We start from the raw sequence: 25819 nt of genomic DNA, 5'->3' as shown, positions 1-25819 counted from the left end.
GTCCCTGCCGCGATGGGGCGGCCCGCCACCCCACCGTCCGCGCAGCTAAGCCGACATCGGTAAAGGAAAGATGGATGCCATCGGCCGGCATGGCCTTCAGCCGCGGCGGCGTTCCGGCATCGGCGCCGCGCGCCGCATCGCCAGGGCGGCACGGAGGCGATCGAGCGCCGGCCCGCCTTCGATCCGTGGCGCGCAGCCACGCACGGCCGGTGCGGCGCCGAAGGACGCGTGCAGCGCCACCACCGGCCCCGCATTCTCGAACTGGCTGCGGTTGCCGCAATCGAGCCAGGATTCAGCGGGCGCTCCGTTGGCGATGATGACGTCATGCCGGTCGAGCTCCACATGGAAATAGGTGACGCGCCCGCCGGCCGGCGCCTCCTGCCGGATCGCCTCCCCATCGATCAGACGGTCCGCCTTCACGAGGGCCCCGTCGAGGTAGAGCGCGTGGTCGGGCGAGACGACGAGCTCGCGGCAGGGCACGCCAGCCTGCAGCGCACCGGCGCCGATGCGGACAGGCAGCACGGCGGCGGGGTCCGGGTGGCGGCGCGTGTCCACCTGGCGGCGGCCGATCCAGCGCACCGGGCGTAGCCAAGCGCCAGCCATGCCGAGGGTCACGACCATGTCGCCGGCGCGCAATTCCTCGACCGGCACCTCGCCGCGATCGGTCAGGATGCGGGTGCCGGCGGCATAGCAGGGTGTTTGCAGGATCTCGCCCGAATTGCCGTACGCGGCCCATTCGACGTCGCCGAACACATAGTCCACGCCGTCATAGCCCGTCTCCTCCACGGACCTGGTGTCGCTGACCCGCCAGCCGCCGAATTCCTCCACCCACTCCCACCGGTAATCCGAGGCATTGCCTTGGAATGCGACGGTGTCGCTCCCCAGACCGTCCTCGTCGCCACCGTAGACCGTGTCGTCCCCGGGGATGCCGTTGAGCATGTCGTCGCCGGCCCCGCCGTGCAGCACGTCGTTGCCCGCGCCGCCGCTGAGGTCATCGTTGCCCTCGCCGCCGTGGAGCCAATCATCACCTTCGGCCCCCATGAGGATGTCGTCCCCACCGTGGCCATGCAGCGTGTCGTCGCCGTCGCGCCCATTGACGACATTGAGGAGATCCCCGCCGTCATTCGACCAGGAATCCTGGGCCTCCGTGCCGACATAGGAATCACCGAGCGAACTCGGCCCATCCGTGGGGTCCGGGGATACACTGGGGACGGACCAAGTGCCGGTTTCGGACATCGCGCGATCCTTGTTCGGGAATTGGCTTTCCCGAAATCAACTATCGCGCGATTTACGGCACCGCAATATTCGCTCCCTAGTTTCACGCTTCATTCACGACGCCGTGTGCGACGGCGCTATCCAACGCGCTCCAGAACCGAGACGTAGTTGGCCACCGCCGCACCGCCCATGTTGAAGACGCCGCCGAGTTCGGCCCGCGGCAGTTGCATCGCGCCCGCCTGCCCGGTGAGTTGCATCGCCGCCAGCACATGCATGGACACGCCGGTCGCGCCGATCGGATGGCCCTTCGCCTTCAGCCCGCCCGATCGATTGACCGGTAGCCGGCCGTCCGCCCGCGTCCAGCCCTCGAGGACGGCGCGAGACCCCTGCCCTTCCGGGGTCAGGCCCATTGCCTCGTACTCGATCAGCTCGGCGATGGTGAAGCAGTCGTGCGTCTCGACGAAGGAGAGATCGGCCAAGCCGATACCGGCCTGGTCATAGGCGCGCGCCCAGGCTTCCCGCGCGCCCTCGAAGCGGGTGATGTCGCGCGCGGCGATCGGCAGGTAGTCGTTCACCTGGACAGCGGCACGGAAGCGAACGGCCTTGGCCATCGACCGCGCAGTCTCCTCGTCCGTCAGCACCAGCGCCGCCGCGCCGTCCGACACCAGGGAGCAGTCGGTGCGCTTCAGCGGTCGGGCCACATAAGGGTTCTTCTCGCTCTCGGTGCGGCAGAACTCGTAGCCGAGGTCCTTGCGCATCTGCGCCCAGGGGTTGTCCACGCCGTTGCGGTGGTTCTTCGCCGCGATGGCGGCGAGCGCGTCCGACTGGTCTCCATGCCGCTGGAAATAGGCATCGGCGATGCGGCCGAAGACGCCCGCGAAGCCGCCCTCAATATCCTGCTCCGTCTTGCGGTAGGAGGCGGTGAGAAGGATGTCGCCGACCTTTGGCCCGGGCGTGCTGGTCATCTTCTCCGCCCCCACCACCAGGGCGAAGCGGCCGCGGCCGGCGGCGAGGAAGTCCCGCGCGCCGTGGATCGCCGCCGAGCCAGTGGCGCAGGCGTTCTCGAACCGGGTGATCGGCCGGAAGCGCAGCTCGGGGACGGATTGCAGCAGCAGGGACGCGGGGAAGCCCTGCGGCGTGAAGCCTTCCCCGAACACGCCGACGAAGCCGGCGTCGATCTCATCCGGTGCGATACCGGCGTCCTCGATGGCGGCGCGGGCGACGCGGGCAATCAGCGTTTCGAGATCCGGCGCGTCCTCGATCCTGCCGAAGGGACTGTGCGCCCAGCCGACGATGCAGGCTTCGGTCATGGCGTATTCCTCCGTTGATGGTTGGCGTCAGCCTATACCGGCGGACGCGTTCACGGGGTATCGGAACCGGCGAGCGGCCGCGGCGGTAGCGCCGCTGCCAGCGGCGAAGCATCGAGCCGATCGCGCAACGTGCCGACTTCGGGCATCGGTTCCATGGGCTCCGGCACTGCCCAGCCCAGCCGCTCGGCGCGCCAGGACAGCAGCGCGCGCAGCGTGCCATCCGGCGGCCGCCGCGGTGCGCAATCCGGCGCGTCGGGGTGCGGCCGCATGGTTTCGACCGCCGCCCCGCGCGCAAGCACGACGTCATGGCCGGCCAGCATGATCTGCACCAGGTCGATCGGCTCCGAGGCCGGCAGCAGCCGGATGCCGTGGCGATCGACCAGATCGCCTGCGGCCACGAGCGCGCCGTCGAGCAGCATGGCGTGAGCGGGCGGCAGGAGGAGATCCTCCTGCGGCGTGCCATCCTCCAGCGCGTCCGCCAGCACGCGCACCAGCGGCCCTGCCCAGCGGCGCCGCTGCACCGTCATCACCTGTTGAAAGGGCGCAGCCGCGCCGGAGATCGCGAGCACCACGGCACCGGGGGTGAGTTGCTCGACAGGAACGTGCCCGGTCGGCGTCAGCACGGGGGTGCCGATCGGCAGGCCGCAATCGGGCAATGCATCAGTCACGGGCGGTCCTCATCCGGTCAACCGGTTCGGCCCAGGGTCGTTCGGGATGGCAGGGGCGGTCAACCGGAGGCATTCGTTCAAGCTGGCACGTAGGTCAGCCGGAGCACGCTTCCGTCAATCCGATCGCTGGCCATCAGGCGGAGCGGCGGGCGGGGCCCGGCGAAATATGGTTTGCCGCGGCCAACGACGACGGGGTGCAGGTAGATTCGATACTCATCGATCAGGCCGAACTCGGTCAGGCTGTGCGCCAGGACCGGGCCCGCAACTTCGATCTCCCCCTCGCGTCCGGCCTTCAGCTCGCGGATCGCGGTTTCAAGATCATCCGCGATAAGCTCGGCGTTGGGTCCGACCGACGTCATCGAGCGCGAGACGACCCATTTCGGCTGCTTCCGCCACGCCGCCGCGAAGGCGCGGTGGTCTGCATCCCATTCGGGGTGATCGTCGTCCCAGTACCGCATGACCTCATACATCTGGCGGCCATACACGCTGCCCGCCTGCGCCTGGGCTTCTCCGACGAAATGGCGGAAGAGCGCGGGGCCTGGCGCGAACGCCATGTGGTCGACGTATCCGTCCAGTGACTGGTTCATTCCGAATACGAGCTTCGCCATACCGCGTCCCCTCCCCACGCGGCAGAGGCCGCGCGATCTGATTGTCTTGTGCAACCAGTTATAGGCCAAATCGACTGATTTTATATCGCAATCGGTCGATGGACGGATAAAGCTCTGTTTCGGGACTCTGTCGTTCTCGAGGGTCCGGAACGGCGGAGCCTGCTCGTCGTCCGTGCATTGCCGGCCCCGCTCGCCCCAACGGATCCATCAGGACGTGAACGGACAGCGGCGTCAGTTCCCGGCGAGAAGCAACCTGCATCGCATGATGCGGTCGGAGCATGCTGCAATGGAAGTCGCTGCCAACGCTATGTGTCCGCGGGATTCCCGCGCACAGGTATCAACGGCGGAATTGGCGCGCCCTGAGGGATTCGAACCCCCGACATTCGACTTAGAAGGTCGATGCTCTATCCAACTGAGCTAAGGGCGCCCGTGGGCTACCTAAAGCAGATCGCGGCGGGGCGAAATCGCGCAATCGCGCGCGGCCCCGGTCAATGCGACCAGTTCTCCTGCCGTCCAAAGCGGAAATTATCAGCATAGACCTTGGGTCTGATCGTGGCCGCCGGTGCCGGGGTCTCGACCTCATAGGCGATGCCCTGCGCCTCGGCGTAGGCAAGCGCCTGTTCGCGGCTATCGAAGCGCAGATGGATCGTCCGCCGGGTATCGCCCGAGCCAACCCACCCCATCAGCGGATCGAGGACCTTGGCCTCGGAAGGCGCGTATTCCAGCACCCATTCGTGAGTCTTACCGCGGCCCGACTGCATCGCCGACTTCGGCGGCTGGAAGATGCGGGCCAGGCCCTTGTGCTGCGACATGCTCTGAAATCCCGCGTCGAATCGGGGCGACTGGATTCGAACCAGCGACCCCTTGGTCCCAAACCAAGTGCGCTACCAGACTGCGCTACGCCCCGTCGCGGCGCACCCTATGGAAGGTGCCGGGCGGGGGCAAGCACCGCTGTCGCGCCGGTGCCGCCCCCCAGGCATGTTCAGGCCACCTGCGCGGCCTCGCCCGCCCGCTGCGCCAGGCGCTGGCGGATCGCCCGCAGCGCAGGCCCTTCCGTCGCAATCGGCGCGCAGGCCTGCATCGCATAACGGCCGTTCGCGCGATGGGCCTCGAAGTCGACCGAGAGAGCGACGACAGTCCCGTTGTCGAACAGCGCGCGATTGCCGTCGTCAACATAGCTCTCGGAGAGTGCGCCATCCGAGACCAGCAGGCCGTGGCCCTCGATCTCGAGGTGATAATAGGCCACCTCTCGGCACCAGATCTCCTGGACGATCGTTTCACCATTCACGAGCATCCGCGCCGGGACCAGCATGCCATCGATGAACAGGGCATGCTCGGGGCTGAGGCGGAGGTCGCGGCTCGGCACGCCATCCATCAGCGCGCCGGCGCGGACCAGGATCGGCGCCGCCGTCGCCCGGTTGCGCTGATGCGCCAGGTTCAGCCGGCTGACACCCACCCAGCGCAGCGGCACCAGCCGCGGCGTACCGTGCATCGTCAGGACCAGGTCGCCGGCGCGAAGCGATTCGACCGATACCTCGCCACGGTCGGTCGCGATCATCGTGCCTTCGGCGAAGCAGGCGATGAAGTCGTTCTCGGGATCATACCCGTAGACCTGGACGCTGCCGCCGCCGCTGTTGTTGAAGACAACCGATCCTTCGGCGCCGCCTACGGTCGACCAGGGGTCGTCGTCACTGCCGTTCCAGCCCTGGAGGTCGAGCGTATCGGCGTCGCCACCGAGGCGAACCGTGTCGTCGCCGTCGCCTGGCGTCCATTCGAAGTAGTTGTTGCCGCCGCCCAGGTCGAAGTCCTGATTGCCGGCGCCCGCGATGACGGTGTCGTCGCCGCCCCCGGTCACGAACTGGCTGAAGCCGGAAATGCTGTCGGTGCCGTCCTCACCCTTCGACACGCTGCCGGCGCCGACGTCGATCGATATCGGCGAAGAGGAGCCACTGTAGTCGAGGCGATCGAGGACGCCGCCCCCGCCGACCAGCGTGTCGTTGCCGAGGCTCCCGACGATCGTGTCATTGCCACCGCCGCCGTTGATGACGTTGGCTGCGTCGCTACCAACGAGCGAGTCGCCGCTGCTCCCCCCCAACAGGTTCTCAAAGGCCGTGAACTGGTCGCCCGCGGCCGCGCCGCCCGCGCCGGTCCCTGCACCGAGATCGGCGGTCACGCCGCCGGCCGATTGCGAGTAGTCCAGCCAGTCGCCAGTGCCCGCACCGCCATCCATGACGTCAGCGCCAGTGCCGCCGTCGATCGTATCGTCGCCACCGCCACCCGCGAGCGTATCGTTGCCGGAACCGCCCACGATCTGATTGTTGCTGCCGTTCCCAACCACCGAGTCCGCACCGGCGCCGCCCAGAACGTTCTCAAAGCCGGTGAACTGATCACCGGCAGCATGTCCCCCGCTGCCCGTACCGCCCGCGAGATCCACGATGACGGCGGGTGACTGCGAGTAATCCAGCCAGTCACTGGTCCCCGTCCCGCCATTCATGCTGTCAGCGCCGGCGCCGCCTGCAATCGTGTCGTTGCCCGCGCCGCCGAGGATGGTGTTCGCACCGGTGCTGCCGGCCAGGTAGTCGTTCCCGCTGCCGCCGATGAGATTCTCGACGTCAGTGAGATTGTCGCCGGCAGCATCGCCACCTGAGCCGGTTCCCGTCGCGAGTGAGACCGAGACGTCGCCGGTGCCGCCCGCGTAACTCGCCCAGTCGCTGCCCGCACCACCGATCATGCTGTCGGCGCCGCTGCCGCCCAGCAACGTGTCGTCGCCGTCCTGACCGAAAATCGTATCGTTGCCGGCGCCACCAAGCAGGCTGTCATTGCCGGAGGGGCCATTCGTGATGCCTGTGAGCTGCACCTGAATAAGCGCGCCCGCATCTATGGGACCGAGGCCGCCATACAGAACGTCGTTGCCGTCGCCGCCATCCAGGACGTCATTGCCGCCCATGCCGTGCATCTGATCGTTGCCGGCCCCGCCAAAGGCGGTGTCGTTCAACTGGTCGTTGTCCGGTGCCGCAGTAACGACCGCAAGAAGGCCCGCAGCGTTGATGTAAGTGAGGCTAGACGCATCCCCTAGATAAGTCTCATTGTCCGAAGCGCCGACATTAACCAAGTTCGTGTTAATTAATGCGATCGTGGCTGCTGGTTAGTGTCAAAAAAAGTGCCATCAGTGAGGGTGGTGGCCGATCCGCTCATCATCTTGCTCCGCAAAGAGAGGGACGGCAGATCGCTCTCCAATGCGCGCAATGGTTGTAAAGCCGCCGGATGACTCTGCCGTTGAGCGACACTAGTTAATGAAGATCAACGAATCCAAATGGAATCTTGTCCTTGCACGCGTATGTGAAAAGGCAAGAAAAGTAGGATGAAAATCGGATAATGCAGATTTCAGAAAATTTATGTCGCACATATGCGGGTGATGCAACCTTCGGCTCGAAGACTAAACACCTAACGTTGTGAGCGGCGAAATTCCCGCATAGGTTGTATTGTGTGGTCGCAGGGTGGGCCGTGCGGCGCGGCACAGCCGTCGGCACCGTCGAAGCCAAATTGCGCACATTAAAGATTATTTATTTAGCGGTTTCTGGATCGCGGACTCATAGCGGGACGCCGCGGGGCAATGAAGCGGGCTGGCCCTGGCACGGACGTCGTCGAAGGGTTGCTCCTGCGAGCGCCAGCGAGACGGCCGTGTTTTTATCTTTGCGTAGGGAAGGCTGAAGCAGGGCTTCCAGCACCGGTAGCGCCTGGCGAGATGCTAAGGCGGTCGCCGCGCGTCGATCAGATCGGGGATGCGATCGGCATCACGGACCTTGCCAGCCGATACACTGCCGCGCGCTCCAGGATGACGGAGACAGAAGTCGAGCCTCTGCCCGCCAGCGGCGGACCCGGATGGGGAACCCCGGCGCGTCGGCGACGACATGGATCCCGGTCATGCGCTCGCCGCACGATCGACGAAGACAACGAACGCGTGGAAACCACGGTGACCGAGGTCGACCGGCGATCCTTGCCCCCAAAAGCGACGTACGGCGACCAGGCTGCGCCGCGGCGCAGCCTGCTGAAATTGCCGGGCCGCCTGCGATGCTGTCAGGCCACCTGCGCGGCCCGCCCAGCCCGCTCCGTCAGGCGCTGACGGATCGCTCTCAGTACAGGGCCTTCCGCAGCGACCGGTGCACAGGCCTGCACCGCATAGCGACCGTTCGCGCGATACGCCTCGAAGTCGACCGACAGGGCGGCCATCGTCCCGTTGTCGAACAGCCCACGATTGCCGTCGTCGACATAGCTTTCGGAGAGTGCGCCATCCGACACCAGCAGCCCATGGCCTTCGATCTCAAGGTGATAGTACGTCACTTGCCGGCGCCATGCCTCCTGGACGATCGTCTCGCCGTTCACAAGCATCCGCGCCGGGACCAGCATGCCATCCAGGAACAGTGCGTGCTCAGGGCTGAGGCGAAGGTCGCGGCTGGGCACGCCATCCATCAGCGCGCCGGCACGGACCAGGATCGGCGCCGCCGCCGCCTTGTTGCGCTGATGCGCAAGATTCAACTGGCTGACCCCGACCCAGCCCAGCGGCATCAGACGTGGCGTCGCGTGCATGGTCAGCACCAGATCGCCGGCGCGAAGCGATTCGACCGGCACCTCACCGCGGTCTGTCGCGATCATCGTACCTTCGGCGAAGCAGGCGATGAAATCGTCCGCGGCGTTGAAGCCGTAGACCTGCACGCTGCCGCCACTGCCGTTGTTGAAGATGGTTGATCCATCGCCGCCGTCGATTGTGGACCAGGGATTCTCCTCACTGTCCCATCCCTGCAGATCGAGCGTATCGGCGCCATCACCGAGGCGGACCGTGTCGTTGCCGTCGCCCGGCGCCCAGGCGTAGTAGTTGTTGCCACCGCCAAGGTCGAAATCGTGGTCGCCTGCGCCGGCGATGACGGTGTCGTCCGAATCCCCGGTCACGAATTGCTCGATGCCGGAGATGCTGTCGGTCGCTCCAAACCCGTCCGCGGCGGTGCCGGAATCAAGGTTGATCGAGACCGGGCCCGACCCGCCGGAGTAGTCGACGAGGTCAATGCCCTCGCCGCCCAACAGCGTGTCCTCGCCGGGGCTGCCGACAATCGTGTCGTTCCCGGCGCCGCCATCGATGACATTGTCGCCCTCGCCGCCGATCAGCGAGTCATCGGCAGCGCTGCCCAGCACATTCTCGACGTCGATGAATATGTCGCCCTCGGCATCACCGCCCGCGCCTGTGCCGCCGGCCAGGTCGACCGTCACGCCCGCAGAGGATTCCGAATAGTCAAGCCAGTCGCCACCCCCGTCGCCCCCGTTCATGGCGTCGGCCCCAGCGCCACCGGCAATCGTATCGTCGCCGGCGCCGCCATCGATCGTGTTCGCCCCAGCGGTACCGCCGAGGAAGTCGTCGCCCTCGCTGCCGATGAGATTCTCAAAGCCCGCGTATACGTCCCCCGCGGCATCGCCGCCCGACCCGGACGTTTCTGCGAGGGAGACGGAAATGCCCTCCGTGCCGCCGGCGTAGCTCAGCCAGTCGGTGCCATCGCCCCCCTGCATGTTGTCGGCACCCGCACCGCCGAGGACTGTATCGGAACCATCCTGGCCGAAGATCGTGTCGTCACCGGCGCCGCCGAGCAGGCTGTCATTGCCCGACGGGCCACCCGTGGTGAGGCCCGTGAGTTGCACCTCAATGAGCGCACCTGCATCGATGGGGCCGAGGCCGCCATACAGGATATCGTTGCCGTCCCCACCATCCAGAACGTCGTCGCCGCCCATGCCGTGCATCTGGTCATCGCCGGCACCGCCGGAGGCCGTATCGTTTAGCTGATCCGTATCGTTCCCCGCGGTGACGACGGCGAGGATGCCGGCGACGTTGACGTAGGCCAGACTCGAGGCGTCGCCGAGGTAGGTCTCGTTTTGCGATGTACCCGCGTTCAAGAGGTCGGTTTCGAGGAGTGCGATCGTTGCGAGCTGGTCCGTGTCGAAGAAGACACCGTCAGTTTCCGTCGTTGCCGATCCGCTCATGATTCTGCTCCGCCAGGGCGTTGGAGTGGGCGCATACGCACATACCCGTGAAGGCTGCACGCACGATCTGACTCTATCGTCAGGCGAGCTTAATTAGGCGAAATCAACAACTCCAAGTCGAAAACCGATCGGAGCACATATATGTGAAAAGACACGAGATGCCACGTAAGCTGCTGCGCTTCCTTGAATTATTCCGATATCAACCAAAAATTGAACATCATTTTATCGATCTAGTTATGCGTGTAACATCATCGCATATTCCCGAATTAAGAGAGGCGCCTTGGCGCCCCCACTGCCGAGTTGGAGCTGACGAAAGCGCCAGCCGCGTCGCCACCGAACGCCTATGGTGCAGTTCCGAACAGTGGATGCAGGACCCTGTCCCCCGCCCGGATGTTCATGCGCTCCGTCACCCCCGCCGCCAGTTCCAGCGTCGCGCGCACCGGCCCGTTCGAGGACACCGTCGCCAGCGACCCCGGTACCGTCCGTTCCGCGATCCGGTGAATGCGCCCATCCGCCGCGATGAACACCATGTCGAGCGACGCGATGGTGTTGCGCATCCACATGCTGCTCTCGCGCGGAGTGCCCCAGTCGAACAGCATGCCTTCGTCGGGCTTCACCTCGGGGCGGAACATCAGGCCGATCATCTGCTGGTCGGGCTGAATTGCCATCTCGACGGTGAAGGTCAGCCGGCGGCCATCACGGGTGAGGATGACGAGCGGTTCCGTCGGCAGGCGCGGCTGCGGCTGGTCGACCCCCGGCTGGGCGAGAGCGGCGGCGGGGCCTATGGCGAAGGCGGCCAGCAGGGAGCGGCGGAACAGCATCGGGAACCTCATGGTGCAACGGGAAAGTCCAGCATGGCCTCTGCGGCGGCGCGGCGCACTACTGCGCGGACCACGCCGGGCCGTGGCGGATCGGCGAGGGTGGTGAACCAGGCTTCCGGAGGGTTGCGGCCGGCAGCGCGGGCGAAGGTCAGGCCCCGAAGCACCGCCTCGGCACCAGGTGGCAGCGCGTCCGGAATGGCATGGCCGTTCAATCGCCCCCACACCCCGGCCCAGCAGCGAGCGACGGACCAGGGATTGTAGCCGCCACCGCCCAGCACGATCAGCCGCGGCGCAAGACCCAGCAGCGCATCGACCACCGCCCGGTGTGCATTGTTGGACAGGCACAGCCGCGCCAGCGGGTCTTCCTCCAGCGCATCGGCCCCGCATTGCATCATGATCGCTTCCGGCCGGAGCCGCCGGATGGTGGGCAGCAGCGCTTCGTGCAGGACCCAGAGCATCTCGCTGTCGTTGAAGCCGGGTGGCACGGGGATATTGCGCGCATGCCCCCCTGCCCGGTCGCCGACTGCTCCGGTGAAGGGCCAGCGCCCGTCCTCATGGACCGACAGGGTGAAGACGCGCGGGTCGTCGTGGAAGGCGTCCTGCACGCCGTCGCCGTGATGCGCATCGATGTCGAGGTAGAGAATGCGCGTCAGCCCCTGGTCGAGCCAGGCGAGCAGGCCGAGCACGGCATCGTTCAGGAAACAGAATCCGCTCGCCCTGTCCGGCCTTCCGTGATGAAGCCCGCCGCCGAGCACATGGGCCACGCCGCCCTGCGCCGTCAGTCGCGCGGCCAGCAGCGTGCCGCCGACGCTGGTCGCCGGCCGGCGGAACATCTCCCGGTAGATCGGATTGCCGTCGGCGCCCAGGCGAAAGCGCTCGCGCTCCTCGGGGCTGGCCTGCTGGGTCTCCTCCGCGCGCCGCAGCGCATCGAGGTACGCCGGGTCGTGGAAGCGCGCGAGTTCGGCCGCACTGGCCATCGGGCTGTCGCGATAATGCGACGCCGGCAGCCAGCCCAGCGCGCGAATCAGGTCGAGTGCGACCGAGACGCGCGGAATGGCCAAGGGATGCTTGGTCCCGTAGCTGGACCGCCGGTAGATCTCGGAACCGATCAGGATCGGGGTCATGGCGTCGCCGCAGGGATGCGTCCGGCGCGAACGCGGCGCAAGGCCCTGCCGTCGCAATGGACCGCGCGCTGCGCGCCGGATAGCCTGCACACATCCCCGTGATTCGGCTGTGGCACCCATCGGAGGCAGGCGTTGCGCTTCAGTGACCTTCTCGTCGCCCTGGACCTGCTGTCCCGCCATGACGTCAACGACGCGCTGGAAATGCAGTCGAAATCCGGCCGGCCGCTCGGCGAGGTGCTGGTCGAGATGGGCCTGCTGAACGCCAGCACGGTCGCCGACCTGCAGGACGGCCTGCCGGCGCCGCCCGACACCATCGCCCAGCTCGGCATCGACAGCCGCATCGTGTTCGACATGCTGGTGAAGTTCCTCAGCACCACCGGCCAGGGCACGACGGCCGCGATCGCCGAGACGCTCGCCATCTCGCGCCGGCTCGCCACGGTGCTGATCGAACTCGCCCGCGCGCAGGGCATCGTCGAGCTGAAGCCAGGCATCGTGGCCGGCGAGTTGCGCGTGGACCTGACCCCGCGCGGCCGCTCCATGGCCGTCGATGCCTTCGCGAACAACGCCTATATCGGCCCCCTGCCCGTCTCGCTGGACGAATACTCGCGGCGCGTGCTGCGCCAGACGATCCGCAGCGAAACCGTGACACGCACGATGGTAGGCCAGGCGATGCAGCCCCTGGTCGTCGAGCAGGAACTGCTCGCCAAGGTGGGCATCGCCGTGAATGCGGGGCGGTCCATCCTGCTCTACGGCGCGCCGGGCAACGGCAAGACCTCGATCGCCGAGCGCATGGTGCGCACCTTCGGCGCCATGGTGCTCGTGCCGCATTGCTTCGAGGTCGCCGGCCAGATCGTGAAGGTCTTCGACCCGTCAGTGCATCGGCGCCTTGGCACCGGCGGCGGGCGGGCCACGGCGGCGAGCCTGTTCGCTGACGAGTTCGATCCGCGGTGGGTGCCCTGCCGGCGGCCCTTCGTCGCGGCGGGCGGCGAACTCAGCCTCGACATGCTCGATCTGAAATTCGAGGAGACGTCTCGCTTCTATGAGGCGCCGCTGCACGTCAAGGCGATGAACGGCGTGCTGCTGATCGACGATTTCGGCCGCCAGCTGGTGCGCCCCGACGCGCTGCTGAACCGCTGGGTCGTGCCGATGGACCGACGCGTCGACTTCCTGAAGCTGCACACCGGGCAGTCCTTCCAGATCCCCTTCGACCAACTGCTTGTGTTCTCGACCAACCTCTCGCCGCGGGACCTGATGGATGGCGCCTTCCTGCGCCGCCTGCCCTACAAGATCCACGTCCATGGGCCGAGCACTGCGGATTTCGCGCTGCTCCTGCAGGCTCGCGCGGAGGAGCACGGGATCGAGTACCCCGAGGAAGCGATCGTGCTGACCATCGAGCTGATCATGAAGCACGGAACGCCGCTCGCCTTCTATCAGGCCAGCGAGATCCCGCAGCAGATCGCCGATCTGGCGGCCTTCGTCGGCCGACCGCCGATTGCAGACGAACCGGCGATCCGGTTCGCGCTGAGCAACCTGCTGGTGGACCGATAACGACGCAGGCGCCCCACGGGTGGAACGGGCTTACTGGTCGCCCCAACGCTTTCGCTGTCGTCATTGGAAGGGCGTTGCCCCTCCAAGCCACCCTCGCAAAGGCCGAAGGGCCTTTGCAAACCTCCACTTGGCGCGGGGCGCACCTGGACGGGAAACGGTACCGAGACCCGCACTTGCGCACGAACCCCGTCTGCAGGGGACACCGATCCCGCCTGCCCGGCACCAACGGATTGCGGTCCAGGATGCCCAGCATCCTGGCGGGGTGGTTCGGAGGGGCGGCGCCCCTCCGATCTCCGCTGCCGGACACCGCCTCCACTTAGCGCAGGATGATCTCCACGCGCCGGTTCTGCGGCTCCCGCGTATTGTCCGGCGTTGCCACCAGCAGGTTCGTCTCGCCGAAGCCCTGGGCCACGATCTCCTGCCGCGGCACGCCCAGCCGCACCAGTTCCGACGCCACGGCATTCGCGCGCCGCACCGACAGGCCCTGGTTGTACTGCGCCGAGCCCGAGGTATCGGTGTAGCCGTTCACCTCGATGCGCGTGACCTGCTGCTGCGAGCGCGCCTGCGCCGCTTCCGAGATGATCTGCCGCGCCCGGTCGTTCAGGTCCGCCCGGTTCCAGTCAAAGAACACCAGGAAGGTGCGCGCCGGCGCCGGAGCGACGGCCGGCGGCGCCGCGGCGGCCGGGGCGGCTCCACCGAAGGCGTAGCGGACACCGAACATCACCGAGTGGTTGAAGCTGTCGGTGCTCATGCTGCCGCGGGAAACGCCGTTCGGCGCGGCGACGCGGGCCGCGAGGCCGTCCAGTTCCGGATCGACCACCTGAAGGAAGCGGTAGTCCAGCGTCAGCGCCCAGCGCTGGCTGATCGGCACGGCGAAGCCGGCGATCAGCTGGTAGGCGAAGCTGCTGTCCGTATCGTCCGAGCCGATGCGCGCAATGGAGTTGGTGCCGCGCACCGCATGCCATTCCGTCCACATCCAGCCCACGCCGGCGCCGAGATAGGGGCGGAAGCGCGGACTGACGTCGAACTCGTACAACACATTCGCCATCATGCCGTAGGTGCGCTGGCTGCCGCGGATCTGGCCGAAGCTGCCGCCTCCGCCGAAGCCCGAGATGCTGTCCACCTCATTGTAGCGATAGCTGCCTTCGAGCTCGGCACGCAGGCCGTTGCCGAAGCCGTAGCCGACGGCGAGCGCGCCGCCATAGCCAAGATTGTATTTGACGGTGCCGCTGTTCCCCATGCCGAGCGTCGCCGCGCTGCCTGCCAGGCCGGCGCCGAGCGTGACGTCGCTGTCCTGCAGGAAGTTCAGCATCGCGCCACCGCCGATGTAGACACCGCTTAGCGGCTGCGCGGCGGCAGCTCCCGCGGCGCCAAGCCACGCCGCGGTCGCTAGGAGTAGGGCCCTCATGAACGATCCTTTCGCCGGAAACCAATGGTGAACCGGTTCAGGCGGGCTTCATCCGCGCCTGATCCAGTCCTTCGCATAGGTCACATAGGCAAAAGGAGTTTCATCACATCTCATGGAATTGAGGGCGAATGTCATGAATGTGAAGATTCAGCGAGCGTTAGCTCTGCGGCATGCCCTCGGGCACGATCGTTCGGATCAGTGTCGCGTCGAGCGCCTCGTATTCCTGATAGTGGATGGTTTCGTAGAGCTGCGCCCGCGTCTGCATGCGATCGACCATCTTCTGCGTGCCGCCGTCGCGGGTGATGGCGGCGTACAGTTCCTCCATGCCGCGCGCCGCGACGCGCAGATGGCTGACCGGCCAGATCACCATCGCATAGCCCATCGCCTGGAACTCGGCAGCGGTGAAGAACGGCGTGCGGCCGAACTCGGTCATGTTCGCAAGCAGCTTCACGCCGGGCATGCGCTTCGCGAATTCGACGAACATCTCCTTCGTCGTCAGCGCCTCGGGGAAGATCGCGTCCGCGCCTGCTTCCAGATACAGCTTCGCGCGGGCGACGGCGCCGTCGATGCTCTCGCTCGCCGCGGCATCGGTGCGGGCGATGATATACAGGTGCTTGCGCGCCTTGCGGGCGGCGGCGACCTTTGCCGCCATGTCCTCGGCGGCGGCGAGCTTCTTGTCGTTCAGATGCCCGCACTTCTTCGGCAGCAGCTGGTCCTCGAGGTGCACGGCCGCCGCGCCGGCTTCCTCGAAGGTGCGGACCATGTGCATGACGTTCAGCGCCTCTCCATAGCCGGTGTCGCCATCGACCAGCACCGGCAGAGCGGAGGCCCGCGCCACCTGGCGGATATGCCAGGCGACATCGTCTACCGTGATCATGCCGAGATCGGGCAGGCCCATCGTTGCGGACATGGCCGCGCCTGACATGTAGAGCGCCGGAAAGCCCTGCTTCTTCGCCAGCAGCGCGGCGATGCCGAGATGCGCGCCCGGCATCTGCAGGATCTCCGGCCGGTCGAGCAGCTTGCGGAACCGGATGCCAGCGGGCTCGTCGGGGATGTCGTCAGCGATCACGTAGGGCATCGGGTGCTCCTCAGCGGAAGAAGATCAGGGTGACCAGGATAAACAGCGGAATCAGGAAGACCACGGCCCAGGCGCAGTAGCCGAAGAAGGAGGGCATGCGCTCACCGGACTCCTCGACGATGGCCTTCACCATGAAGTTCGGCGCATTGCCGATGTAGGAATTCGCCCCCATGAACACGGCGCCACAGGAGATAGCGGCAAGGGTCAATGCATCCCGCGTCATCAGCACCGACGGGTCGCCGCCCGCCAGGTTGAAGAAGACGAGGTAGGTCGGCGCGTTGTCGAGGAAGGAGGACAGCGCGCCGGTCAGCCAGAAATACACCCATGGAACGGGCTCCCCGGCAGCATCCGACGTCAGCGCGACGAGGGGTGCGGCGGCGCCGTCCATCCCGGCGCGGAGGATGGCGAGCACCGGCGCCATCGTCACGAAGATGGCGGCGAACAGCTTCGCCACTTCGAGGATCGCGCCCCAGGCGAAGCCATTCGCCTCACGCAGCGCCGCCGGCGTGAGGCGGATCGAGGCAGCGGTGATGGCGAGGAACACGGCGATCCCGACCAGCCGTTCGATACCGATGGATTGGCCGAACAGCAGCACCTCGCCCGGCTGCCAGGCCCCCTGGACCAGCACCATCAGAACCACGACGCCGACCAGCGCGAGATTGATCGTGCCCTCGATGCGAAGCGGCTCGCGAACGCCGGCCGCCGGGGCGTCCGCCTTTTCCTTCGCCCAGGCGATGGAATCCAGCACGTAGTAGATCGCCAGCAGCACCGCGGCGCAGAACAGGAATTCGGCGGAGAGATGCGTCGTCGTCCAGAAGAACGACACGCCCTTGAGAAAGCCGAGGTAGAGCGGCGGGTCGCCCAGCGGCGTCAGCGAGCCCCCGATGTTGCTGACCAGGAAGATGAAGAAGACAAAGGTATGGACCTTGCGCCGGCGGAAGGCATTGGCGCGCAGCACCGGGCGGATCAGCAGCATGGAGGCGCCGGTCGTGCCCATGACCGAGGCGATGGCGGTGCCGAAGGCGAGCAGCGCGACATTGGTCAGCGGCGTGCCGACCAGCGTGCCCTTCAGCAGCACGCCACCCCCGGTGACATAGAGCGCGAGCAGCAGGGCGATGAACGGCACATATTCCTGCAGGACGATGTGCCAGACTTCCTCCGCCGCGCGGCCCGGCCCGAAGACGATTGCGAAGGGGATCACCAGCATCACCGCCCAGCCGGCGGCGATCTTGCCGTAGTGGTGGTGCCAGATCCGCCCCGCCAGCAGCGGCATCAATGCGATCGATGCCAGCATCCCCACGAATGGGATGCCCCAGGCGAGCGAGAGGTCCGCCCCCGGCGCGGCCGCCGCCGCGGGGCCGGCCGTGAGAAGCAGCAACGGCATTGTGCCGCAGGCGGTCCTACGAAGCATTCCCGCACGATCCCCCTCGATCCCGACCCCGTCCTTGCCGGACGCCGGCCGGGACAACAAGGGGCACGCCCCCCTTTTCCGGCCCCGCCCCCGGCCCTAGGTTGGCCGCCATGCAGGAGACCAGCCCATGGACATGAGCGGCGAGCGCCGCATCTCCGCCCCGCGTCAGCGGGTGTGGGACGCGCTGAACGACCCCGAGATGCTGCGGGCCTCGATCCCCGGCTGCGAATCCGTTACCCGCACGGCCGAGGATGCCTTCGAGGCGAAGGTGTCCCTGAAGATCGGGCCGATGGCCGCGAAGTTCGGCGGCAAGGTGAAGCTCGAGAACATCAACCCGCCTGCGTCCTACACCATCACCGGTGAAGGCAATGGCGGCGCCATGGGCTTCGCCAAGGGCGGCGCCGATGTCGCGCTCGAGGAGATCGGGCCGGACGAGACGCTGTTGAAGTACACGGTGAAGGCGCAGGTGGGCGGCAAGATGGCGCAGCTCGGCGCCCGGCTGATCGACAGCACGGCCAAGCAGATGTCCGACCAGTTCTTCGACCGCTTCGCCGCGGCCGTCGCCCCGCCCGCGGCGGCAGTGGAAGCGGAGCCTGAGGCCGTGGTCGCCGCCGCGCCGGCCGAGGCGCGGGCCGCCGCGGCCTCCTTCGCCGCACCGCGGGAAGCCGCGCCGGTGATCGGATCGACTCATCCGGCACCGACCGCGCCGGCCGGGATCTCGATCTTCGACCTGCTTCCCGAGGCGCCTTTCGGCATTCCCCTGCTGGCCTGGGCCGGCGGGGCGGTCTGGCTCGTCATCCTGGCGCTGATGTTCCTGTGACCCAAGCGTCCGATGACCGCAGCGCCGCAGGGCGCGAAGGTCTGAATCGGCCGCTTCCTACCCAAGCGTCCGATGACCGCAGCGCCACGCGGCGCGAAGGTCTCAATCGGATGCTGCCGGCAAGCGTCGAAGAGACGCAGGCGCTGCTGGCTTCCGGCGGCTACATCGCCGACCGGGCGCTGGCGACCACGGTGCATCTCGCGCTGCGCATGGGCCGGCCGCTCTTCCTCGAGGGCGAGCCCGGCACCGGCAAGACCGAGATCGCCAAGGTGCTTGCGGCGATGCTGCCGCGGCACCTGGTGCGGCTGCAATGCTATGACGGGCTCGATCTTTCAGCCGCGGCCTATGAGTGGAACCACGCGCGGCAGCTCATGGCGATCCGCCTGGCGGAGGCTGCCGGCGAGACGGACCGCGAGGCGCTGGAACGCGGAATCTACGATCGCCGCTTCCTGCAATCCCGCCCCCTCCTCCAGGCGCTGGAGGGCGAGCCTGCCGTCCTGCTGATTGACGAGCTTGACCGCGCGGACGAGCCATTCGAGGCATTCCTGCTGGAGATCCTGGCCGACTTCCAGATCAGCATCCCCGAGCTTGGGACGGTGCGGGCCGAAACGCCTCCGGTCGTCATCATCACGTCGAACCGGACGCGGGAGGTGCATGACGCGGTGCGCCGCCGCTGCCTCTACCATTGGGTGGACTACCCGGACGCGGCGCGCGAACGCGCCATCCTGCGCGTCCGTGCCCCTGGCCTGCCGGAGAAGCTCTCGGCACAGATCGTCGCCTTCGTGCAGAAGGTCCGGGAGGGCGACTACTTCAAGCTGCCGGGCGTCGCGGAGACGATCGATTGGGCGCAGGCCCTCGCGGCATTGGATGCGAAGGAACTGGAACCCGGCGCGGTCGACGAGACGCTCGGCGTGCTGCTGAAATACCAGGACGACATCGCCAAGCTGAAGGGAGCGGACGCCGCGCGACTGATCAGCGAGCTTCCTGCCTGACCAGCGGCTGCGCGGTCCACCAGATCAGCAGCGGCGAAAGCAGCAGCCCGGCGATCACCGGGGACATCCAGGCGGCAAGCCCCGGATCTACGGCCAGCGCCGCCGCCAGCATCAGCAGGCCGAGCACGACGCCGGTGCGCGCGAACCGCCAAGCCTCGCCGAACGGCAGCGACGCATCGTCGCGACTCTGCGCCTTCCAGCCGGAATCGCGCCCGGCCAGCACGGCGACCACATGTCCCGCCTGCCGGACCATCGTGGCCGGGGAAATCAGGGCGGAGACAACGATTTCCGCGCCCGCCCAGCCCAGGAAGCCAGCCCAGCCACGTGCCTCGCGCGGCCGGTCGTCCGACAGCGCGAAGGCCAGCAGGCCGAGCAGCTTCGGCGTCATCAGCAACAGGATCGTGGCGGTGAAGACCCAGACCGCGCGCTGCGCATCGACGACCGGCCATTGCGGGAACAGCACATGCGTCTGCGGGAAGTACTCCGGCCGCAGAAAGCGTGCCTGCAAGGAGACCGCGATGCCAAGGACAAGGAACACCATCCAAAGCGCCGCACTGAGATAGGAGCCGATGCCGATCGCGAGGTGCAGCCGGCTGAGCGGATGGAAGGCCGGCGTGGCGATGACGGCCGCGTGCTGCAGGTTGCCCTGGCACCAGCGCCGGTCACGGGCATCGAGTTCCGGCAGGGTCGGTGGCCCGCCCTCGAAGCTGCCGGCGAGGCGCGGCAGCATGTGCACGCCCCACCCGGCACGGCGGAGCAGCGCCGCTTCGACGAAGTCGTGGCTCATGATGTCGCCGCCGAAGGGCTTGCGACCCGGCAGGGGCGGCAGGCCGCAGGTCTCTGCGAAGGCCTGGGTGCGGATCAGCGCGTTGTGGCCCCAATAGTTGCCGTCCGCGCCGTGCCAGGCCGCGGCCCCCGCCGCGAGGATCGGCCCGTAGACGCGGCTGGCGAAGGCCTGGAGGCGCGCGAACAGGGTTGGGCCGTCCTGCAGCACCGGAACGGTCTGGAGCAGACCTGCCTGCGGGTCGGCGTGCATCGCGGCGACGAGCCGGCGCAACGTCTCCGCACTCATCAGGCTGTCGGCGTCCAGGATGAGGAAGCTTTCGTAGCCGGCACCGAAGCGGCGGACCCATTCGGCGATGTTGCCGGCCTTGCGCCCGCCATTCTCCGTCCGCTGGCGGTAGAACACCCGGCAGCCGGGGGTCTCGCGAAGGCGCAGTACGGCTTCGCGCTCGGCCTCGGCGAACGCTTCGTCGGTGCTATCGCTGAGAACGAAGATGTCGAACTCGGCATCCGCGCGATGTGCACGCAGATCGTCCCGCATGGCGCGGATCAGCGCGGCGACGCCCGACACCTCCTCGTGCCGGACCGGCATCAGCAGAGCGGTCCGCGTGGCCCCGGGCGCCGCCGCAGGCATCACGGGGGGGCGGCGCAGCAGCATGCCGAAGCCGAACAGCGATGTCGCGAAGGACAGCGCGATGGGCATCAGCAGCACCGCGAACAGTGCCGTCATGATGACGCCCGACGCCGTCCAGCGCGCCAAGCCCAGCACCTCCCACATCTCGGCCGTGGCGCCGAGCGTCACCGCGGCCGTCACGGTGAGCACGGCGGCGCGGCGGCGGCGTGTGCCGGGAGGCGAGGTCGGCTTCGGGCGGATCTCGTCAGGCAGGACCGCGAGCGGCCGCACCGGCATCGCCAGGGGTGCCTCCGGCGGCAGCAGCGGCGATGGTGGGCGCGTCAGCCCGTCCATCGATGGGTCCAGGTCTCGGATGTGTGCGCGTCCGGGCCGGCCAGGGTCGCGCTGAGTTCAGCCAGTCGCGCGCTGCCCGCCTCCAGCTCGAAGGACAGCCTGAGCCCGCCGGTCTCCGGGTTTTCCTGGACGACCGGATTGGCGATCCGCCCCGCGCTCGCGTCGACCCGAGCCTGCGGCAGCCCGTCCAGCCGGGTCGCGAGCTTTGTGGTGTCGAGCACGAAGCGGATCACGCCATCCCGCCCGGCCGACCCGCTTCGCGTCGCGGCGAAGCGGAGCAGTTCCCCGGGCAGTTGCGGCTCGGAAACCCAGTGCAGGCGATAGCGGATCTTCCGCGGCTCCCCGGCCTTCAAACCGTCGCGGGGCACCCAGGCGGCGACGATGTTGTCGTGGATCTCGCTGCGCGTCGGGATCTCGACGAGCTGCACCTCGCCGGCGCCCCAATCCTCCAGCGGCTCCACCCACAGGCCGGGCCGGCGCTGGTAATGGGCTTCGAGATCCTGGAAATCCGTGAAGGCACGGCTACGCTGCATCAGCCCGAAGCCGCGCGGCGCGTTGTCCTGGAAGCCACTGACCTGCAGGCGGCGCGGATTCGCGAGCGCACGCCAGATCTGCCGGTCGCCGCCGGTGCGCATCAACAGCCCGTCGGAATCATGCACGGCGGGGCGGAAGTCGCTGATGTCGCCGCGGTGGCCGGGATTGAACAGGAACATGCTGGTGCCCGGCGCGATGCCGACGCCCTCGACGGCGGTGCGGGGGAACAGCTCGGCCTCGACATCCATCACCGTCGGGTCCCCGGGGGCGATCACGAAGCGATAGGCGCCGGTCAGGCTTCGCGATTCCAGTAGCGCATGCACAGTCATGCTGCGCGCCGCCGCGTCCGTCGGGCGCTCGATCCAGAAGGCGGTGAAGGCCGGAAATTCCTCGCCCTGCGGATGCGCGGTGCGGATAGCGAGGCCGCGCGCCGAGATGCCGTAGACATGCCCGCGCCCGAGCGCGCGAAAGTAGCTGGCGCCGAGGAAGCTGCAAAGCTCGTCGAAATGGTCCGGGCGATTCAGCGGATGGGTGATGCGGAAACCGGCGAAGCCGATGTCCCCGACATCAGCGGGTGGGGCGGGCCCGTCGAAGGTGAACTGGCTTGCCTGGTAGCGCATCGGCGTCGCTGCGCCGTCCGCGACCTCGAACAGGTCCACGCGATCCTTGAACAGGAAGCCGAGGTGATGCGGCTGGATGCGGAAGCCAAGCCCGGAATCCGTCCACAATGCCTGGTCCGGCCGAAAGCGGATGCCGCGATAGGCGTCGTAGTCGAGGTCGGCGATGCTCCGCGGCAGGTCGGCGCGCTGGGCGCGGTGCGGTCGCGTCGCGCGGTCGCGCGCGATCGCGGTCACCGTCTGCGGGTCGAAGGCACTCCGTTCCGGCGCGGCGGGGCTGGCGGAGCTGGAGCCGCGCTGGGCGGGGGCGGCGACCGCCCCGACCCCGAGTAGAGCGAGGTGGCGGCGACGGAGGATCATCGCTGCACCCCCGGCGCGAAACCGCGACGCGGCGCAGCCTGTCGTATCGACAACGTGACCTCCTGAGATGTGAAGCTGCCATCTGCGCAACGCCGGGACGTCGGGCGGGTTTCCGCACCGCAGCGTAAACCGCGCGGAGGCGGAAGCTTGGGAGGCACGCGGAAAGCGGCTATCGTCCTCAAATCCACGAAAGCCGCGCCGCCGGATGGTTCTCGACCGCGACCCGACCCGCATCATCGCACCGCGCGGCCTGAGTACGCCGGCCGGGCATCTCGCAGACAACCTGCTCGCCTTCACGCGGCTGCTGCGTCGCACCGGCCTGCCGCTCGGCCCCGGGGAAGCGATCGCGGGGCTCGGCGCGCTGACGGAGATCGACCTCGCGGATCGTCGCCAGGTTCATGCCGCGTTGCGCAGCGTGATGGTCCACAAGCGCGAGCATTTCGAGATCTTCGACCAGGCCTTCGCCCTGTTCTGGCGCGATCCGGAAGCCGCTGCCCATGCCGCCGCCATGGCGCTGATGGACGCCAACAAGCCGAAGGACGAGAAGCCGCCGCCGGCCTCCCGCCGCCTCGCCGAGGCGATTCAGGAGAACCGGCCGAAGCCGAAGGCACCCGAGGAACCACCGCCGCAGCAGGACATGACCTTCACGGTCAGCGAGCGCGAGCGCCTTCAGTCGATGGATTTCGAGGCGATGTCAGCGGCCGAGATCGCTGCCGCGAAGCAGGAGATCCGGCGCCTGACCCTGCCGCTGGATGAGCAGCGCACGCGCCGCTTCCGGCCGGACCCCTTCGGCCCCACGGCGGACCTCCGCGCGACCGTCCGGCAGTCGCTTCGCACGGGCGGCGAAATCCTCGACCTCGCCCGCCGCCGCCGCGTGACGCGCCCGCCACCGCTCGTCGTGCTCTGCGACATCAGCGGCAGCATGGCGCGCTACGCGCAGATCATGCTGCATTTCCTGCACGCAGTCGCGAATGACCGCGACCGCGTCCATACCTTCCTGTTCGGCACGCGGCTGACCAATGTCACGCGGCAGCTCAAGCATCGCGACCCGGAGATCGCCTTCGAGATGATCTCCCACATCGTCCCGGACTGGTCAGGCGGCACGCGGATCGGTGAGAGCCTCGCGCTGTTCAACCGGCTCTGGGGGCGGCGCGTGCTGGGCCAGGGGGCGGTGGTGCTGCTGATCACCGACGGGCTGGACCGCGAAGGCGCGCAGGGGCTGGCCGAGGCGACCGCGCGCCTGCGCGGATCCTGCCGCCGGCTGATCTGGCTGAACCCGCTGTTGCGCTTCGCGGGATTCCAGCCCAAATCGCAGGGTATCCGGGCGATGCTTCCGCATGTGGACGACTTCCGCCCGGTCCACAACCTGAACAGCCTGCGCGACCTGGTTGCCACGCTATCCGACCGGCAACCCGCCGCGCAGCGCGGGAGGAGGATGGCGGCATGACGACCGACCTCACCAATTCCGAAGACATCCTGGCCACCGCAGCCGCATGGCGCGCGGCGGGCGAACAGGTGGCGATCGCCACCGTGGTCGAGACCTGGGGCAGCAGCCCTCGACCGCCGGGCTCGCGCCTCGCGGTCACGGCGTCAGGCAAGCTGATGGGCTCCGTCTCCGGCGGCTGCATCGAGGGCGCCGTGGCGGATGCTGCGAAGCAGGCGATGGCCTCGGGCTCGCCGCAGCTTCTCGACTTCGGCGTCTCGGATGAGCGCGCCTGGGAAGTCGGCCTGTCCTGCGGCGGCAAGGTGAAGGTGTTCGTGGAGCCGCTGACGTGAAGGCGGCGACGCTCGCCCGCTTGCAGGAGGAACGCGCCGCCCAGCGGCCCGTCGTGCTGCTGACGCGGTTGACCGATGGCGCGGAGCATCTGTGGCCGCTCGACGCCGTGTCGGACGCGCTGGCCGAGGCGGCGCGTGCCGCGCTGGGTTCCGAGAAGGCCGGCACCCTGACGATCGGGGGCGAGCCGTGGTTCGTCCACCCGCACAATCCGCCACTGCGCATCATCGTGGTTGGCGCCGTGCACATCGCGCAGGCGATGGCGCCGATGGCCGCCCCGCTCGGGTTCCAGATGATCGTGGTCGATCCGCGCCGCGCCTTCGCGACCGAGGAACGGCTGCCTGGCGTAACGCTCAACACCGACTGGCCGGACGACGCCATGGCGGTGCTGAAGCCTGATGGGCGAACGGCCGTCGTCACGCTGACGCATGATCCGAAGCTCGACGATCCGGCGCTCGATGCCGCGCTGAGGTCGGACGCGTTCTACATCGGTGCGCTCGGCAGCCGGCGGACGCATGCGAAGCGTGTCGCGCGGCTGACGGAGCTCGGCCACGGCACGGAAGCGTTGGCGCGCATCCATGCCCCCGTCGGTCTCGACATCGAGGCGGTAACGGCGCCCGAGATCGCGCTGTCCGTCATGGCGGAAATCGTTGCCGCCCGGCGCGGCGCGGCCCTCGGCGAGCCACGCCCCCTGCCCGCCCCCGCGGAGCCCCGGGTCAGCATTGGCGTTGGCGCATGATCTTCGGCCCGACTCCGCTGGACGAGGCCAAGGGCGCCGTCCTGGCTCATTCGCTGCGCCTCAACGGCAAGGTGCTGAAGAAGGGCACGGTGCTGGACGACGACGCGATCGCCAGCATCCGCGCTGGCGGGAAGCGGGAGGTGATCACCGCCCGGCTCGAGGCCGGCGACGTGCCGGAGGACGAGGCGGCAGACCGCATCGCCCAGGCGGTGCTGGCGACCCATGTCGCGAAGTCCCGCGCCGTGACGGGGCGCGTGAACCTCCTCGCCGAGACGGCGGGGCTGCTGGTGCTGGATGCGAAGCGCATCGACACCATCAACACGGTGGATGAGAGCGTGACCATCGCCACCTTGCCGAACCACACCGTGGTGTCGGCGAAGGAGATGGTGGCGACCATCAAGATCATCCCCTTCGCCGTGCCCGGCCCGGTGCTGGCGGTGACCGAGGCGCTAGCGCGCCGCAACGGCTCCCCTTTCGCCATCCACCCCTTTCGGCCGCTGAAGGTCGGGCTGGTCCTGACCGAGATTCCGGGCATCAAGGACAAGGAAAGCGTCATGGAAGGCGCGGTGGAGGCGACCGCTTCCCGCGTCGAGGCACTGTGCGGCAGCCTGCTGCCGGTGGAACGCGCCCGCCATGATGAAGGACCGGTCGCCGAAGCGCTCGGCCGGCTGCGCCGTGCCGGGGCGGAGATGCTGCTGATCGCGGGGGCGTCCGCCGTGGTGGACCGACGCGATGTCGGCCCCGCCGCCATCGTTCGCGCGGGCGGGGTGATCGACCATTTCGGCATGCCGGTCGATCCGGGAAACCTGCTGTGCCTCGGCCGCATTGGCGACATTCCCGCCATGGTGCTGCCGGGCTGCGCGCGCAGCCCGAAGCTGAACGGCTTCGACTGGGTGCTGCAGCGGCTGTTCGCGGGCCTGGCCGTGACAGGGCGCGACGTGATGGCGATGGGCGTCGGTGGCCTGCTGAAGGAGATCGACGTGCGGCCGCTGCCGCGCGAGCAGGCGGCACGCACCCC

Annotated in this window: 21 protein-coding genes and 2 tRNA genes; 7 read left to right on the top strand and 16 right to left on the bottom strand. The window is 68.0% G+C overall.

All coding sequences use genetic code 11. The features are described 5' to 3' along the window. Positions 1-96 precede the first annotated feature (96 nt). From GXW78_RS19555 to GXW78_RS19505, 11 genes are all read right to left on the bottom strand, one after another. Complete coding sequence (locus GXW78_RS19555) at positions 97-1236, bottom strand: Hint domain-containing protein (protein WP_211870583.1); 1140 nt, start codon at positions 1234-1236, stop codon at positions 97-99. Positions 1237-1352: 116 nt separating this feature from the next. Next, the gene (locus tag GXW78_RS19550) at positions 1353-2525 is read right to left on the bottom strand and encodes an acetyl-CoA acetyltransferase (RefSeq protein ID WP_211870582.1); all 1173 of its coding nucleotides are present in this window, start codon (positions 2523-2525) and stop codon (positions 1353-1355) included. 50 nt (positions 2526-2575) lie between these two features. Then, complete coding sequence (locus GXW78_RS19545; RefSeq protein WP_211870581.1) at positions 2576-3193, bottom strand: Hint domain-containing protein; 618 nt, start codon at positions 3191-3193, stop codon at positions 2576-2578. A gap of 77 nt (positions 3194-3270) precedes the next feature. Continuing rightward, positions 3271-3801: a dihydrofolate reductase family protein gene (locus GXW78_RS19540; protein WP_211870580.1), complete on the bottom strand. Its 531-nt coding sequence runs from the start codon at positions 3799-3801 to the stop codon at positions 3271-3273. A gap of 350 nt (positions 3802-4151) precedes the next feature. Continuing rightward, a tRNA-Arg gene (locus GXW78_RS19535) sits at positions 4152-4228 on the bottom strand. A gap of 61 nt (positions 4229-4289) precedes the next feature. Continuing rightward, positions 4290-4613: an ETC complex I subunit gene (locus GXW78_RS19530; protein ID WP_211870579.1), complete on the bottom strand. Its 324-nt coding sequence runs from the start codon at positions 4611-4613 to the stop codon at positions 4290-4292. A gap of 21 nt (positions 4614-4634) precedes the next feature. Beyond that, a tRNA-Pro gene (locus GXW78_RS19525) sits at positions 4635-4708 on the bottom strand. A gap of 75 nt (positions 4709-4783) precedes the next feature. Beyond that, a complete protein-coding gene (locus tag GXW78_RS19520) occupies positions 4784-6796 on the bottom strand; it encodes a Hint domain-containing protein (protein WP_211870578.1) in 2013 nt (670 codons plus the stop codon). A gap of 1082 nt (positions 6797-7878) precedes the next feature. Continuing rightward, positions 7879-9825: a Hint domain-containing protein gene (locus GXW78_RS19515; RefSeq protein ID WP_211870577.1), complete on the bottom strand. Its 1947-nt coding sequence runs from the start codon at positions 9823-9825 to the stop codon at positions 7879-7881. A 341-nt stretch (positions 9826-10166) separates the two neighbouring features. Then, on the bottom strand, positions 10167-10658 hold the full coding sequence (locus GXW78_RS19510; protein WP_211870576.1) for a DUF192 domain-containing protein: 492 nt from the start codon (positions 10656-10658) through the stop codon (positions 10167-10169). Then, a complete protein-coding gene (locus GXW78_RS19505) occupies positions 10655-11770 on the bottom strand; it encodes an acetoin utilization protein AcuC (RefSeq protein ID WP_211870575.1) in 1116 nt (371 codons plus the stop codon). Before GXW78_RS19505 ends, GXW78_RS19510 begins: the two co-directional genes overlap by 4 nt. A gap of 132 nt (positions 11771-11902) precedes the next feature. Between GXW78_RS19505 and GXW78_RS19500 the strand changes: the two genes are divergently transcribed. Beyond that, complete coding sequence (locus GXW78_RS19500) at positions 11903-13318, top strand: ATP-binding protein (protein WP_211870574.1); 1416 nt, start codon at positions 11903-11905, stop codon at positions 13316-13318. 316 nt (positions 13319-13634) lie between these two features. Here the strand turns inward: GXW78_RS19500 and GXW78_RS19495 are convergent, their stop codons facing one another. The 3 genes from GXW78_RS19495 to GXW78_RS19485 form a co-directional block, all read right to left on the bottom strand. Beyond that, a complete protein-coding gene (locus GXW78_RS19495; protein WP_211870573.1) occupies positions 13635-14726 on the bottom strand; it encodes an OmpA family protein in 1092 nt (363 codons plus the stop codon). A 157-nt stretch (positions 14727-14883) separates the two neighbouring features. Then, positions 14884-15804: a methylisocitrate lyase gene (prpB, locus tag GXW78_RS19490; protein ID WP_211870572.1), complete on the bottom strand. Its 921-nt coding sequence runs from the start codon at positions 15802-15804 to the stop codon at positions 14884-14886. 10 nt (positions 15805-15814) lie between these two features. Then, entirely contained in the window at positions 15815-17215 is a 1401-nt protein-coding gene (locus tag GXW78_RS19485; protein ID WP_211870571.1) for a sodium:proton antiporter, read from the bottom strand. A gap of 127 nt (positions 17216-17342) precedes the next feature. On the opposite strand from GXW78_RS19485, the gene GXW78_RS19480 reads away from it, so the two are divergent. After that, on the top strand, positions 17343-18035 hold the full coding sequence (locus tag GXW78_RS19480; RefSeq protein WP_211870570.1) for an SRPBCC family protein: 693 nt from the start codon (positions 17343-17345) through the stop codon (positions 18033-18035). Between the two features lie 110 nt (positions 18036-18145). Then, positions 18146-19027 (top strand): AAA family ATPase, encoded by an 882-nt coding sequence (locus GXW78_RS19475; protein WP_211870569.1) that lies wholly within the window; start codon positions 18146-18148, stop codon positions 19025-19027. On the opposite strand, the gene mdoH is transcribed toward GXW78_RS19475, so the two are convergent. After that, on the bottom strand, positions 19008-20777 hold the full coding sequence (gene mdoH / locus GXW78_RS19470) for a glucans biosynthesis glucosyltransferase MdoH (RefSeq protein WP_211870568.1): 1770 nt from the start codon (positions 20775-20777) through the stop codon (positions 19008-19010). The two genes, GXW78_RS19475 and mdoH, sit on opposite strands and share 20 nt — an antisense overlap. Further along, the gene (locus tag GXW78_RS19465; protein WP_211870567.1) at positions 20765-22288 is read right to left on the bottom strand and encodes a glucan biosynthesis protein; all 1524 of its coding nucleotides are present in this window, start codon (positions 22286-22288) and stop codon (positions 20765-20767) included. Before GXW78_RS19465 ends, mdoH begins: the two co-directional genes overlap by 13 nt. A gap of 205 nt (positions 22289-22493) precedes the next feature. On the opposite strand from GXW78_RS19465, the gene GXW78_RS19460 reads away from it, so the two are divergent. From GXW78_RS19460 to GXW78_RS19445, 4 genes are all read left to right on the top strand, one after another. After that, positions 22494-23735 (top strand): vWA domain-containing protein, encoded by a 1242-nt coding sequence (locus GXW78_RS19460; RefSeq protein ID WP_211870566.1) that lies wholly within the window; start codon positions 22494-22496, stop codon positions 23733-23735. Next, positions 23732-24064, top strand: a complete 333-nt coding sequence (locus GXW78_RS19455; RefSeq protein ID WP_211870565.1) for an XdhC family protein — start codon at positions 23732-23734, stop codon at positions 24062-24064. The genes GXW78_RS19460 and GXW78_RS19455 overlap by 4 nt, the downstream gene beginning before the upstream one ends. After that, a complete protein-coding gene (locus GXW78_RS19450) occupies positions 24061-24801 on the top strand; it encodes an XdhC family protein (protein ID WP_211870564.1) in 741 nt (246 codons plus the stop codon). The genes GXW78_RS19455 and GXW78_RS19450 overlap by 4 nt, the downstream gene beginning before the upstream one ends. Next, a partial coding sequence (locus GXW78_RS19445) for a molybdopterin-binding protein (protein ID WP_211870563.1) occupies positions 24798-25819 on the top strand: 1022 nt, incomplete at its 3' end. The genes GXW78_RS19450 and GXW78_RS19445, both read left to right, overlap by 4 nt.

Origin of the sequence: Neoroseomonas terrae (genome assembly GCF_018129025.1) — a bacterium.
Lineage (GTDB): Bacteria > Pseudomonadota > Alphaproteobacteria > Acetobacterales > Acetobacteraceae > Neoroseomonas > Neoroseomonas terrae.
This window is presented reverse-complemented; position numbering and strand designations above follow the sequence as displayed.

Excerpts from the sequence above, each read along its gene's own strand:
- GXW78_RS19505 (WP_211870575.1), bottom strand. The coding sequence starts at position 11,770 with ATGACCCCGATCCTGATCGGTTCCGAGATCTACCGGCGGTCCAGCTAC.
- GXW78_RS19455 (WP_211870565.1), top strand. The coding sequence starts at position 23,732 with ATGACGACCGACCTCACCAATTCCGAAGACATCCTGGCCACCGCAGCC.
- prpB (WP_211870572.1), bottom strand. The coding sequence starts at position 15,804 with ATGCCCTACGTGATCGCTGACGACATCCCCGACGAGCCCGCTGGCATC.
- GXW78_RS19530 (WP_211870579.1), bottom strand. The coding sequence starts at position 4,613 with ATGTCGCAGCACAAGGGCCTGGCCCGCATCTTCCAGCCGCCGAAGTCG.
- GXW78_RS19495 (WP_211870573.1), bottom strand. The coding sequence starts at position 14,726 with ATGAGGGCCCTACTCCTAGCGACCGCGGCGTGGCTTGGCGCCGCGGGA.
- GXW78_RS19540 (WP_211870580.1), bottom strand. The coding sequence starts at position 3,801 with ATGGCGAAGCTCGTATTCGGAATGAACCAGTCACTGGACGGATACGTC.
- GXW78_RS19480 (WP_211870570.1), top strand. The coding sequence starts at position 17,343 with ATGGACATGAGCGGCGAGCGCCGCATCTCCGCCCCGCGTCAGCGGGTG.
- GXW78_RS19460 (WP_211870566.1), top strand. The coding sequence starts at position 22,494 with ATGGTTCTCGACCGCGACCCGACCCGCATCATCGCACCGCGCGGCCTG.
- GXW78_RS19550 (WP_211870582.1), bottom strand. The coding sequence starts at position 2,525 with ATGACCGAAGCCTGCATCGTCGGCTGGGCGCACAGTCCCTTCGGCAGG.
- mdoH (WP_211870568.1), bottom strand. The coding sequence starts at position 20,777 with ATGGACGGGCTGACGCGCCCACCATCGCCGCTGCTGCCGCCGGAGGCA.
- GXW78_RS19485 (WP_211870571.1), bottom strand. The coding sequence starts at position 17,215 with ATGCTTCGTAGGACCGCCTGCGGCACAATGCCGTTGCTGCTTCTCACG.
- GXW78_RS19510 (WP_211870576.1), bottom strand. The coding sequence starts at position 10,658 with ATGAGGTTCCCGATGCTGTTCCGCCGCTCCCTGCTGGCCGCCTTCGCC.
- GXW78_RS19475 (WP_211870569.1), top strand. The coding sequence starts at position 18,146 with ATGCTGCCGGCAAGCGTCGAAGAGACGCAGGCGCTGCTGGCTTCCGGC.
- GXW78_RS19515 (WP_211870577.1), bottom strand. The coding sequence starts at position 9,825 with ATGAGCGGATCGGCAACGACGGAAACTGACGGTGTCTTCTTCGACACG.
- GXW78_RS19465 (WP_211870567.1), bottom strand. The coding sequence starts at position 22,288 with ATGATCCTCCGTCGCCGCCACCTCGCTCTACTCGGGGTCGGGGCGGTC.
- GXW78_RS19555 (WP_211870583.1), bottom strand. The coding sequence starts at position 1,236 with ATGTCCGAAACCGGCACTTGGTCCGTCCCCAGTGTATCCCCGGACCCC.